The 13,018-nt window shown below is 62.6% G+C and carries 10 protein-coding genes and 1 pseudogene; 3 read left to right on the forward strand and 8 right to left on the reverse strand.

Annotated features, from left to right (window positions below; genetic code table 11):
• Positions 1–99: 99 nt before the first annotated feature.
• The 6 genes and pseudogenes from CHC01_RS11365 to CHC01_RS33475 form a co-directional block, all read right to left on the reverse strand.
• Entirely contained in the window at positions 100–891 is a 792-nt protein-coding gene (locus CHC01_RS11365) for an ABC transporter ATP-binding protein (RefSeq protein ID WP_089264374.1), read from the reverse strand.
• Positions 885–1,925, reverse strand: coding sequence for an ABC transporter permease (locus tag CHC01_RS11370; RefSeq protein WP_089264375.1), 1,041 nt, complete (start codon positions 1,923–1,925; stop codon positions 885–887). The genes CHC01_RS11365 and CHC01_RS11370 overlap by 7 nt, the downstream gene beginning before the upstream one ends.
• Positions 1,903–3,000 (reverse strand): ABC transporter substrate-binding protein, encoded by a 1,098-nt coding sequence (locus CHC01_RS11375; protein WP_089264376.1) that lies wholly within the window; start codon positions 2,998–3,000, stop codon positions 1,903–1,905. Before CHC01_RS11375 ends, CHC01_RS11370 begins: the two co-directional genes overlap by 23 nt.
• 438 nt (positions 3,001–3,438) lie before the next feature.
• Entirely contained in the window at positions 3,439–5,043 is a 1,605-nt protein-coding gene (locus CHC01_RS11380) for a sulfite reductase subunit alpha (protein ID WP_089264377.1), read from the reverse strand.
• Positions 5,040–6,827, reverse strand: a complete 1,788-nt coding sequence (locus CHC01_RS11385) for a NirA family protein (protein ID WP_089264704.1) — start codon at positions 6,825–6,827, stop codon at positions 5,040–5,042. The genes CHC01_RS11380 and CHC01_RS11385 overlap by 4 nt, the downstream gene beginning before the upstream one ends.
• 467 nt (positions 6,828–7,294) lie before the next feature.
• Positions 7,295–7,444 (reverse strand): annotated as a pseudogene (locus CHC01_RS33475) (transposase); the annotation flags it as partial.
• Positions 7,445–7,590: 146 nt separating this feature from the next.
• Here CHC01_RS33475 and CHC01_RS11390 point away from each other — a divergent pair.
• A complete protein-coding gene (locus tag CHC01_RS11390; RefSeq protein WP_244558306.1) occupies positions 7,591–8,121 on the forward strand; it encodes a TetR/AcrR family transcriptional regulator in 531 nt (176 codons plus the stop codon).
• 113 nt (positions 8,122–8,234) lie between these two features.
• The gene (locus tag CHC01_RS11395) at positions 8,235–9,053 is read left to right on the forward strand and encodes an alpha/beta fold hydrolase (RefSeq protein WP_089264379.1); all 819 of its coding nucleotides are present in this window, start codon (positions 8,235–8,237) and stop codon (positions 9,051–9,053) included.
• Between the two features lie 272 nt (positions 9,054–9,325).
• On the opposite strand, the gene cysC is transcribed toward CHC01_RS11395, so the two are convergent.
• Both cysC and cysD read right to left on the reverse strand, forming a co-directional pair.
• A complete protein-coding gene (gene cysC / locus CHC01_RS11400) occupies positions 9,326–11,248 on the reverse strand; it encodes an adenylyl-sulfate kinase (RefSeq protein WP_089264380.1) in 1,923 nt (640 codons plus the stop codon).
• Positions 11,249–11,258: 10 nt separating this feature from the next.
• Complete coding sequence (gene cysD / locus CHC01_RS11405; protein WP_068731681.1) at positions 11,259–12,098, reverse strand: sulfate adenylyltransferase subunit CysD; 840 nt, start codon at positions 12,096–12,098, stop codon at positions 11,259–11,261.
• Positions 12,099–12,314: 216 nt separating this feature from the next.
• Between cysD and CHC01_RS11410 the strand changes: the two genes are divergently transcribed.
• The gene (locus CHC01_RS11410) at positions 12,315–13,016 is read left to right on the forward strand and encodes a phosphoadenylyl-sulfate reductase (RefSeq protein ID WP_089264381.1); all 702 of its coding nucleotides are present in this window, start codon (positions 12,315–12,317) and stop codon (positions 13,014–13,016) included.
• The last annotated feature ends 2 nt before the right edge of the window (positions 13,017–13,018 follow it).

The following is a 13,018-nucleotide window of genomic DNA, read 5'->3' on the forward strand; positions in this document are numbered from 1 at the left end:
AACCGTGTGTCAGCTCAAAAGGAATGCAATAACCATGCCTCGTATACAGCTATCGGTGGAGCGTGCCCTCGCCCGCAACGGACCATATTCGGGAGGAGCTCACCACGTCGCGTCCAGCCCGAGCAGTCCCAGGATCTGCCGTCGCAGCTCAGCCAGATGCGGATCGCCGCGATGGCGCGGATAGGGCCGGTCGACCGTGATATCCGCCGTTACCCGCGCGGGACGATCGCTGAACACGATGACGCGGTTGGCGAGAAACAGCGCCTCCTCCACGTCATGAGTCACCAGCAGTGCCGTGAAGCCGTTGCGCTGCCACAGCGAGACCAGTTCGGCCTGCATGGTGATGCGCGTCAGCGAATCCAGTTTGCCGAGCGGCTCATCCAGCACGAGGATGCGCGGATCGTTGACCAACGCCCTTGCAAGCGCGACACGCTGTGCCATGCCGCCCGAGAGCTGATGCGGATAGGCCTTCCGGAAGGCTCCGAGGCCGACGAGGTCGATCGCCGCATCGACGCGGTGACGCTGCGTCTTGAGCACGCCCTGCGCTTCCAGCCCGAGCGCGACATTGTCCCAGACCGTCCGCCACGGAAACAGCGTCGGATCCTGAAACACCACGACGCGGGACGGATACGGTCCGGTGATGGCGACGCTGTCTTCTTCCAGCGTGCCGGCACGCGGCGGCTCGAGGCCCGCCACCAACCGCAGGAGGGTAGACTTGCCGCAGCCGGACGGGCCAAGCAGCGCCACGAACTCGCCGGGTGCGACGGATATGCTGACGTCGTCGAGCACCGGCAACACGCTGCCATCGATGTCGAAGGCGTGGCTGACACCCTTGATGTCGAGCGACGCGCCGGTCGCTACGGGCTGAAACGGCTTTGCCAGCGCTACCATTTGACGACACCCTTCTGCCAGACCAGCAGGCGGTCGCGCACCTTGAACAGCAGCGTGATGGCGCCGGAGCAAAGCAACGACATCACGATCAGCGCCGCATACATGTTGTTGTAGGACGCCCAGCCCTGCGCCCATTGCAGATAGAAGCCAAGCCCGGCCTTGACGCCGATCATCTCGGCCACGACCAGCACGGCGAAGGATGCGCCGAGCCCCATGAACAGACCGACAAACACATGCGGGAGCGCCGCGGGGATCGCAACCTTGGTCACCAGGAAAGACGGTTTTGCGCCAAGCGTTCGTGCGACGTCGTAATAGGCGGTGCTGACGCTGGCCACGCCCGACCAGGTCAGCACTGTCACCGGAAAGCCGGTGGCCAGCGCGATCAGAAACGTGCTGGCGCTCCAGGCGGACGGGAACGTGAAGAACGCAATCGGCAGCCAGGCCGTCGCCGGCAATGGTCCGATGAAGCGCAGGATCGGATGCACCCAGTAACCCGCGAGCCGCGACCAGCCGATGGAGACGCCGGTAAGGAAGCCTACGGCGGCGCCGATGAAGTAGCCGCCAAGCTGCAGCTTCACCGAGGCGAAGGCGCTGTCCAGCAGTTTCGGCAGGTCGTCGGTATAGACCTCGACGATCGACTGCGGCGGCGGAAAGAACGGCAGCGGCAGCCAGCCGAATTTTGCCGTTGCAAGCTCCCACAGCGTCAGGAACGCTCCCAAGGCAAACAGCCAGGGCGCGCGCCGCTGCACGCCATCGCCGAATTTGCCGAGCGCTGCCTGCGCCGTGGTCGCAATCGCGATGCCGCCAGCAATCGCGAATGCCGTATAGGCTACAGCCTCGGTGCGTGGCCAGTCGCCGATATCTGGCCATCGCAGGCACGACAGGCCGAAAGCCAGCCAAGCGAGCCCTGCCCCGATCCCCGTGATACTGAAACGAAGCTTGCTGACGAATTGAAGTCCACCATCGCCAGCAATCAGCGCGGTCTCGCGGTCACCGCCAAGCGATGCGATCTCAGACGCGGAATACGTCGGCATAGATGCGCTCCGCGAATTTGGTGGTGTCGGTTGACGGCTTGAACACGGAAACCGTCTTGAGATCGTCAGCGTAGGATTTCAGCTCGCGCTTCAGCGCATCGCCGACGGGATGGTGATGATGGGTGTGATACTTCACCATGCCCAGCAGATCTTCGATGGTCGCATTCTTCGGCGCATAGGGCTGGAACGACTTCGCAGCCTTCTCCGGATTCTGCGATGCGAACATCGCAGCATCGAGCAGCGCCTGCGTCAGGCCGCGCGCGACCAGTGGATCGTCACGCAGCAGGCTGCCGCGCACGCCGACGATGCAGCAACTGATATCCTTGTAGGGGCCATCGAGATTGGAGCCGACTTCCTTCAGCTCGCCGTCCTTGAGCCAGAGATAGGCCAGCGGATCGGAGGCGAGCCCGATCTGTGCTTCGCCCTTCTCCACGGCGAGCCGCACCAGGTTGCCGGGATATTGCCGCCACTCGACGTCCTTGTCCGGATTAAGTCCGGCTTTCGCGAGCTGGATCGAGAAGAAGTTCTTGTCGGGGCCGGCCATATCGCCGACGGCGATGGTCTTGCCCTTGAAATCCGCAACGCTCTTCACTTCTGACTTCGCCGGCGCCAGCGCGCGCAGGCAGCCGCCATGGGTGCCGGCGACGATCTTGACGTCGAAGCCCTGTTCCAGCGGCTTCAGCCAGCGCAGCGCCATACCCAGGCCCGCATCGGATTTCCCGGTGGCAATAGCTTCGAGAAGCTGGTCCGTCGAGCCGCTGTAATTGACCAACTCGACGTCAAGGTTCTGCTTCTGGAAGAAGCCATGATCGATGGCGACCGGCAGCGGCGCAAGGCAGACCGCGCCGGCATTCCAGGAGAGCTTCAATTTGCGCGGTGCACCGGTGAGCACGGGCGCCTCCGATGCGGTCCTGCAGATCGGAAATTCGGAAAAATCGATGGGTGGCGCCTGCCGAAACGGAAACGCCTGCGCGCCCCATACGCCGAGTGGCGCGGCCAGTGCGGCTGCAGCGCCGCCGCGCAGCAGCGACCGGCGATCCATCAGCGGCTTGCGGTTGTGATCATCGTTCGACATCTGGTCTCCTTGCGATCGGCGCAGCGCTGCCCATGGCCGCAACGCATGGTGTTGCGGCTCGCGCTGATGCGATGGTCAATGTGTTGAGTGGAAGCTCAGCCGTGAGAGTCCGACGACTCCCGCCCCTGTGATTTCAATGGTACGAGGATGCGCAGCGCGGCGGCTTCGGTCAATAAAATGGTATTTTGAATGTCGCGCAGGATGGAGAGATTATCTCCAATGAGAGCAGCGCCGGGAGAGAACGCAATTTATCGCTGAGGAAGCGTTCTACTGATGACGCAGTTGAAGCAAAACAGTTCTCTCGCAAACGCGCGCTCCCCTCATGGTGAGGAGGCGCGAAGCGCCGTCTCGAACCGTGAGATGCCGGCGCTCAGAGTCTGCGGCCATCCTTCGAGACGCCCGCTAACGGCGGGCTCCTCAGGATGAGGGCTAGAGATATCAATATACGTCGAGCTGAAATCGTCCCTTCTTCTTCAACTCACTGACGAACATCACCGCTTCATCAGTCGAACGCGCGCCATGCTGGGCGGCGATATCGACCAGTGCCCGCTCCACATCCTTGGCCATGCGCTTGGCATCGCCGCAGACATAGACATGGGCGCCTTCGGCGAGCCAGGTCCAGACATCGCGGCCGACCTCGCGCATGCGGTCCTGCACGTAGAACTTCTCGCCGGCGTCGCGCGACCAGGCCAGCGACAACCGTGTGAGGAAGCCTTCGGTCTTCATGCCATTGAGCTCGTCGGCATAGAAGAAATCCGAGGCGCTGCGCTGATGGCCGAAGAATAGCCAGTTCTTGCCCGGCGCCTTGGTGGCCTTGCGGTCGTGCAGGAACGCCCTGAACGGCGCGATGCCGGTGCCCGGCCCCACCATAATGATCGGTGTCTCCGGATTTTCCGGGAGCGCAAAACCATGCGCCTTCTGGACATAGACCTTGAGCTCGTCGCCGGGCTGGATGCGATCGGCGAGGAAACTCGACGCAAGACCGTGACGCTTGCGCTTACCGACCATGTAACGAACGATATCGACGGTGAGCGACAGCCGGCCCGGCGTCGCGTTGTGCGATGACGAGATCGAGTAGAGCCGCGGCTGCAGTGGCTCCAGCGCCTCGATGAAAGCTTCCGGATGCGGACGCACGCCGGAGAATTTCTGCAGCGCCGCCATCACGTCGAGCGTCGCGGCATCACCATCGGGGTCCTCGCCCTGGGCCAGTGCGCGTGCCTTGGCACGCTGCGCCCCGCCGGTGAGATAGGACATCAGCTCGAACAGGCTATCCGGTGCCGGGGCCAGCGAGACGTCGTATTGCAGCACCTCACGCAGCGTCTTGCCGCGCACTTCCGTCATATGCGACGCGCCGAGCAGAGCGATGATCTGGTCGACGTGACCGAGATCGTTCGACGCAAAGATGCCGAAACTGTCGCCGACGACGTAATCGAGCCCACAGCCCGACAGATCGAAATCGATATGCCAGGTCTCTTTCTCCGAGCCTTTGCCATTGAGCAGGCGGCGGCCGAGAAACACGGCGGGTGCGGGATTGTCGCGCGAGCGTCCGAGCGTCGACGGATCCGGCGCAGCAACTTCGACCGGCTCCGCAGCAGCAGTCGTCGCTGCTGCCGCGGGCGCAGCACCCGCCGGTGCCTTGTCGAGCTCTTCATAGAGCGACTTCAGCATCCGTGCGGTTTCCTTGCCGCCGGGCACGCAGAGATTCAGCCGCGCCTCTGCCTTGGAGGCGATTGCGTCGGAATAGTCGTTGCAGTTATAGCCGCACTGGCCGCAATCCTGCTGCGCCATCGCCGCCATCATCTTGCGACGAACCGGCTTGCCCTCGGCGAGCTTCATGCGATCGGCGATCGGCATGGTCTGATCATGCCACGGCGCACCGTCGTCCTCTTCCATGATGGCGGCGCCCTGCTCGGCCGACAACGGCGCTGGGCCATCGGACAAAAGCCCGGCGAAGAAGCCGTTCAGCCAGGAGCGTTGTGCTTCCGAGAACGGCGCAGACGCAGGAATGATCTCGAGTTTGGGCGGCGGCGTCATCTGGTTCATGCGGACACCTGTTCATCAGCGAGCTTGCGCAACGAAGCCGCGTCGTGACGGCGCGAGAAAGTGAGGAAAGTTTCATCCGGCGACGCGCGGTGGGCGAGATAGGCTTTCAGCAGCCGCTCGACGACGATAGGCGCGTCCTCGGACTTCACGTTCTGATAGACCTCCTGCCCGACATCGGCCTGCGGGCCGAAACCGCCGCCGGTGAAGATGTGGAAGCCATCCAGCGTATCGTCGCTGTCATCGACGGGGATACGCGCGCCGATCATGCCGATGTCGCTGATGTAATGCTGCGCGCAGGAATGATGGCAGCCGGTGAGATGGATGTTGATCGGCGTATCGACCTCGACGCGAGTATCGCACCATTCGGCGATGTTTGTTGCCGTGCGTTTGGTATCCGCATTGCCGAATTTGCAACCGGCGCGGCCGGTGCAGGCGATCAGGCCGGCGCGGATCTCGGTGGTCTTGATGGCAAGGCCGAGCGCTTCGATGGCTGCAGTCGCCAGCGCAACATTCGCGTCTTTCACACCGGGGATCAGCAGATTCTGCCACACCGTGAGGCGGATATCGCCGTCGCCGAGATCGGCCGCAATCTTCGAAAGCCCCCGCATCTGATCGGTCGTCACCTTGCCCAGCGGCAACACGACGCCGATCCAGTTCAGGCCATCCTGCTTCTGCTTGTGCACGCCGATATGCGCCGTGCGGTCGAAGCTTGGGCGCGGCAGCAACGCGTCCGCCGGAACGCGGGTAAACGGCGCGCCGAGCTTCTCCTCGACGATGGTCAGAAACTTCTCCATGCCCATGCCGTCGATCACGTATTTCAGCCGCGCCTTCAGCCGGTTGGTACGGTCGCCGAGATCGATGAAGACGCGCACGATGGCGTCGGAGACCTTGGTGGCGTCCTCCGGTCTTACGATGATGCCGGTATCGGTGGCGAAATCCTTGTGGCCGGTGATGCCGCCGATGCCGAGTTTGAACCAGACGCCGGGCGCGACGCCGAAGCCATCCTTCACTTCGACTGCCTGAAAGGCGATGTCGTTGGTGTCTTCCAGCACGGCGATCTTGCCGGCGCCGTCGAAGGCGACATTGAATTTGCGCGGCAAGCCATAGAGCGTGCGGTCATTGAGGATGTGATAGTGCCACTCGCGCGCATAGGGCCGCGTGTCCAGCAGTTCCTGCGGGTCGATGCCGGCGGTCGGCGTGCCCGTGACGTTGCGGATGTTGTCGGCCCCGGAGCCGCGTGAGCACAGACCGAGATCCTGGATGCCCTCGATCAGCTTCACGGCATTTTTCGGCGGAATCTCGCGCACCTGCAGATTGGCGCGCGTGGTCACATGGGAAAACGGACCGCAGAGCTCGTCACTGAGATCGGCAAGACCCGCAAGCTGCCAGTGCTTCATGATGCCGTTCGGGATCCGAAGCCGGCACATATAGGAGTCCTGCGTCGGCCCCACATAGAAGATGCCGTAATAGCGCCACCGAAAATTGTCGGCCGGCGATGGCCGCGCATCGATGGCGGCCTGATCGCGCAGCCGCGGATAGGCGTCGAACGGATGTTCCTCGCGCTTCCATTTCTCCTGCTCAACCAGCTTCTTGCCCGATGCAATCGTGCGATCCTGCGCCTTGATATGCGGCGCATCCGGTCCGGTCGGCTCCGCATTGGCTTTGGCTGACGCGCCGCCGCCGAGACCCTTGCCGACACGGTTGATCTGCAGGCCGGTCGAGAAGCCTTCGAGGTAGCGCTTCTGTTCGTCAGTAAAGTCGATGGAGAGCGTTTCAATTTTCATGCGGGACGAAGCTCCTGCGGGCCACAGCGTGGCTTCAACGGGGATAAGGATCGCGGACCGCACAGGCTCAGGTCGGCGCGTCGCGCCGGCTTGAATTCTGGAAGCGATCCGATCAGCCTCGTTGCTGCGGAAATCCATCTGAACTGGCCGGCGGGCATCAGCGAACGCCGGTTGGCTAGAGACATTCAAGTCTCGTGCCAGACCGTCATCGGGAGAAAAATATCAATAAATCAGGGGATTGAGGTCGGGGTCGGTTGGAACAGGACCATTCGGTGCCAGCGTTTGTGCACCGCACGCTCAATAATTAGACGGCGGGAACGTCAATGGCAGCTATCGTTGCGAAGGGCCCGCGCGACGAAGCCATCCAGCCTGGGCTCGTGGCCATTCGGATTGCCGCCTCGGTAAGAGGAAAGCTGGCGAACCAGCTTTCCTTGACCTCATCATGAGATGCAAAAGTGAGCGCGGGCCTAGGCGGCGTGGACAAATTTGAGCCAGCATCTGGCGGTGGCGAGATGGACCATTCCGAGGAAACTGCTGGCCAGTTGGCCTTAGCGGGTGGCGATGGCGCGGTTGACCTTCAGGTGACCGAACATGCGTTCGATGCGATTGCGCTGCTTGCTGGAAACGCAGTTCAACCGGACGAACCGGTGCCCACACAAAAAACTGCTTGACGATAACAAGACGACCGGTCATATATTTACTCATGCCTAGACCAGCCAATCTTGAAACGCGATCGCGCCTCCTCGAAAAGGGAGGAGACCTTGTGAGCACCCGCGGCTTCAACGCCACGGGCGTGCAGGAGATCACCGCGGCAGCCGGCGTGCCCAAGGGGTCGTTCTATAATTACTTTGACAGCAAGGAAGCCTTCGCCGTCGCGGTACTGACCGAATATTGGGAGGCGGTTGTCGCTGAGTATGGGCCCATTTTGAATCAACGCCGGACGCCGCCCTTGTCGCGCATCGCGCGCTATTTCGCCGGGCTTGCCGAGTTTCACGAGCGCCGCCGTTACGCAGTCGGCTGCCTGATCGGGAACATGGCGCTGGAGGTCACGCCGACGAGCGAGGATGTACGGATCAAGCTTGCGGCGATCTATCGCGAGTGGTCGGCCGCGCTCGCCTCATGCTTGCGGGAAGCGCAGGAGAAAGGAGAATTGTCGGCCGGAAAGGATCTAGGGCAGCTCGCCGTCGCGCTAATCGACACGTTCGAAGGGGCGGTCATGCGGGCCAAGGTCGAACGCAGCCGGGCGCCCTTCGACAGCTTCGAACGCTTTGTTTTGCCCTCTTTTCTGACTTAAACATTTTGACCAATTTATAGACGACTGGTCATTTTTATTTACCGGATCATTGCTGGAACGCCGCGCCAGCGAGCGATGACTCTCATCCGCGGCTAATTGAAAGGAACTGAACAATGCCTACGATCACTACTACAGACGGCGTGAACATCTTCTACAAGGATTGGGGATCAGGTCAGCCGATCGTTTTCAGCCACGGCTGGCCGCTGTCGGCGGACGACTGGGACGCCCAAATGACCTTCTTCCTTCGCCACGGCTACCGGGTGATCGCCCACGACCGGCGCGGCCACGGCCGGTCCGACCAGCCCAGCACCGGCAACGACATGGACCACTGGGTTGCCGACCTCGCGGCGCTGACTGAACACCTCGACCTGCGCGACGCTATCCATATCGGGCACTCGACAGGTGGCGGTGAGGTGGCTCGCTATGTCGCGCGCCACCAGGAGCGCGTCGCGAAGGCGGTGCTGGTCGCTTCACTGACGCCGAACATGTATCGGAGCGAGGACAACCCGTCCGGTCAACCGCCGGAGTGGTTCGAAGCGATCCGGGCAGGCGTGCTCGGCAACCGGGCGGAGTTCTTCCGTTTCGTTCCTGAGAATCCGTTCTACGGCTACAACCTAGACGGGGCCAAGCCTTCTGAGGCAGTCATCGCGAACTGGTGGCGCCAAGGCATGGCCGGCGGTGCCCTCGCTCACTACGCGACTGTCGACTCTTGGCTCGAAGATTATACCGAAGACCTCAAGAAGATCACCGTGCCGGTGCTGGTGATGCATGGCGAGGCTGATCAAGTCGTTCCGTTCGCAAGTTCCGTGCCGCGTGCGGTCGACGTGCTTAAGCAGGGGTCGCTGAAGACTTATCCCGGCTACCCCCATGGCATGCTAACCACACATGCGGATGTCCTCAACCTCGACCTGCTCTCTTTCATCAGGTCTTGACGACATCTCTGATCCATCATCGTCTATAGTAGCATGTCGGTTTATAAATTGAGGAGGGTTCGGGTTTCGTCGTAGTGACGAAGGAACGAAAAGGAAGCTCGAACCCTCCTCGAAAATTCGTCGGCCAAGGCCCCTATCGAAGCGGCGGCCCTGGCAGCGTTGCTCGGCCTTGACGGAGGTCCACTCCACCGTCGGCTTTGCGCCCCCTGCCCGCCCAGGGGCGCTTGAAGGGCAAACGTGGCATGTGGGATTTGTCCACGCCGCCTAAGCCGTTAGACCGCCTCGAACGCCGCCAGATGAGCGGCTCCGTCGTCCAGCACTTGCGTCTGTCGCAGCATGTCCTCGATGCCATCTATCGCGCGCCCCACATCGACCGTTGACGTGTCGATCCGCAGCTCGACCGTCTCCGGCGCCTGATAGTCGTTGGCGATACCGGTGAAGCCCGGCAGGTCGCCGGCGCGGGCCTTGGCGTAATGCCCCTTGGGATCGCGCTGCTCGCAGATCTCCGCCGGAGTCGCGACATAGATCTCGCGAAATGCAGTATCGACCGCACTGCGGGCCTCGGCGCGGTCGCCGCGCGAGGGTGAGACTGCCGCGACGATGGCGATATGACCGTTGCGAGCGAGATGGCCGGCCATCTCCGCCAGCCGCCGGACATTCTCGCTGCGATCGGCAGCGGAGAAGCCGAGGTCGCGATTGAGTCCGGCGCGCAGCGTATCGCCGTCGAGCAGGATCGGCGAACCACCTTTGGCGAACAGACGGTGCTCCAGCGCGCGCGCCAGCGTCGACTTGCCCGATCCCGGCAATCCCGTGAACCACACCACCGCGCCTTGATGGCGGTAGCGCGCCGAACGTTCCTCAGGCTGCAGTGCCGACTGCACCGGCACGATGTCCGATGACACGACGCGTTGGGCAGCATCGATGGACAGCACGAGACCGCCACCGGCGATCCGGCCGCCGACCTCGATCACGAGACGTCCGGTGCGCGGATTGTCGACATAGCGATCAGCGGCGACCGGTTGCGACAGTGCGATCTCGATTTCACCGACGTGATTGCGGGCGATCTGCTTGGTTTCGACACTGGCCAGTTCGCCGGGATCGATCGCCTTCTCGATCGCGACCACACGGCCGCGCACTTCGCGCACGCCGAGCCGCACCAGGATCGACGATCCCGCTGTCAGCGGCTGGTCGTGCAGCCAGAAGATCCGCGCCCGCAGTCGTCGTGTATCCGATGGCACCGCGCCCACATGCGCGATCACGTCGCCGCGCTCGACGAACAGTTCGCGGTCGAGCGTGATACCGACGGATCGCCCTGCCCCGTGCTCGCCTTCCAGCGGCATCGCCGACCAGCGCTCCACGCTCTTGATCTTCGCTCGCTTGCCAGCGGGCATGATCACCACGTCGTCGCCGACAGCCAGATGACCGGCCTCGATACGCCCGGCCACGATGCGCCGGTCGTCGAACTTGTAGATCGCCTGTACCGGTAGCCGCAGCGGCAATTCATCAAGCGCGAGTGCCGGCTTCAGCGCATCGAGCGCCCCCACGACGGTCGGCCCGCGATACCAGCCAATACGGTCGGTATGGGTGGCGACGCCATCGCCATCGCGCGCCGAAATCGGAATCACCGCAGCAGGCGTGACGCCGAGTTCGATGAGATGCGCCGAAATTTCGTCGCTGATCGCCTGAAAGCGCTCGGCGCTGAAATCGACGCGGTCCATCTTGTTGACGACAACGGCAACCTGCTTCACGCCCAGGAGATGCAGGAGATAGGCATGGCGTCGGGTCTGATCGCGCACGCCTTCCAGCGCATCGACGATCAGCACGGCGCCATCGGCCTGCGATGCGCCGGTGATCATGTTACGCAGAAACTCGGCGTGGCCGGGCGCGTCGATCAGAATGACGTCGCGCAATTTGGTGCGGAAGCGGATCTGCGTGGTATCGATGGTGATGCCCTGGTCACGCTCGGTCTGCAGCGCATCGAGCAGAAACGACCATTCGAACGGCATGCCGCGCCGGGCGCTCACCGCTTTCAGCATCTCCAGCTTGCCATCCGGCAAGCCGCCGGTCTCATGCAGCAGGCGACCGACCAGCGTCGACTTGCCATGATCCACATGACCGACGATGACGATGCGCAGTTGCGGGCGCGTGGTGCCGTTGGGCATTCCGAGCGAGGTCGGATTGACGGGTTTGGTCATGGCATCACCTCTACAGATAGCCGGCGACGCGCAGTCGCTCGAAGGCGTCTTCGGTCTCATGATCGAGTGCGCGGCCGGCGCGCTCGGGAATCGTGGTGCCGTCGAGCTCGACCAGGATTTCGGCAATCGTGCTGGCGGTGGATGCGACGGGATTGGTGATGTCGGCATCACCCAGCGAGCGGTAGCGCTTGCCGTCTTTGGCCAGATAGAGCGGGATGATCGGGATGTTTTCCCGCGCCGTGTAGGCCCAGATGTCGGCTTCGGTCCAATGCAGGATCGGATGAATGCGCAGATGCGCACCGGGCGGCGGCGATGCGTTGAACTGGTCCCAGAATTCCGGCGGCTGGTCGCGCACGTCCCATCCGCCCTCGACGCCGCGCGGCGAGAACACACGCTCCTTGGCGCGGGTCGCCTCTTCGTCCCGCCGAATACCGGCGATCAATCCGTCGAAGCCGTGCTTCGCCAACGCAAGTTTGAGGCCTTCGGTCTTGCGCGCTGCGGAGCGCGCCGCCGGCGGCAGTGTCGGATCGACACTATCGATCGACGGGCAATATTCGACGGTGAGGTCGAGTCCCCATTCCTTCGAATAGTGATCGCGGAAGGCGTACATCTCCGGAAACTTCTTGCCGGTATCGACATGCAGCGCGGGGAACGGTACGTGACCGAAGAACGCCTTGCGCGCCAGCCAGATCATGACGTTGGAGTCCTTGCCGAGCGACCACAGCAAGGCCAGCTTCTTCAGCCGGGCGAAGCCCTCGCGCAGGATGTAGATGCTCTGCGCTTCCAGTTGATCGAGGTGGTCCATCGATACCACGTCCGATCGGACGCGTTCGAGATTGGTCGACGTCATACGCCTTCTCCAGGTCCTCAAAACCGCCGTGAGATTCGCCGTTGCTCACGAAGCGGATACGCTCGGAGAAAGTGCATCTCTGGAACTCGATTTATGGGGTCAAAAAATCTAAACTGCGCTTCTCAAATAGAAAGAATATTTTTCTATTAAGAGGCGACAAACAACTGATATATAGAATCTTATTCCAGTCAAGCTGGATGTGTTGAGGAGTTCGAGATGCTGTCGCCCGGAGCCGTCGCAAGTGCTGTCCAATACGATCAGGCGCTGCAATCCGCCTCGCCCGCCGAGGTGATTGCTGCGGCACTTGATGTCGTCGGCCGCGATAGACTCGCGCTGGTATCGTCGTTTGGCACGGAGTCTGCGGCGTTGCTGAAGGTGATGGCCGATGTCGATCCCGCCATCCCCGTGCTGTTTCTCGACACCGGCTGGATGTTCGAGGAGACACTCGCCTATCGCGACCAACTGATCCTGACGCTGGGCCTGCGCGACGTCCGAACGATCCGCCCCGCAGCGGAAGCGCTTGCCGCTCACGACAGCGACGGGGATCTGTGGTCGTCCGATCCCGACACCTGCTGCCGGATCCGGAAGGTCGAGCCGCTGGCGCAGGCGCTGACGCCGTTCAGCGCCTGGATCAACGGCCGCAAACGATTTCAGGGCGCATCGCGCGCCGTCATTCCCGTCGTCGAGGACGATGGTTCAAAATTGAAATTCAATCCATTCGCCAATGTCACGCCGGACGAGATCGGGCTGATCTATGCGTCGGCGAAGCTGCCGCCACATCCGCTCATAGCCTCAGGCTTTGCGTCGGTCGGCTGCATGCCCTGCACGTCCCGCACCGCGCCTGGCGAGGACCCCCGCGCCGGCCGCTGGCGCGGCCGCGCTAAAACGGAATGCGGCATCCACACATCGGCGAACTGACG

The organism is Tardiphaga sp. OK246 (assembly GCF_900188215.1).
In the GTDB taxonomy this organism is placed as follows: Bacteria; Pseudomonadota; Alphaproteobacteria; order Rhizobiales; family Xanthobacteraceae; genus Tardiphaga; species Tardiphaga robiniae.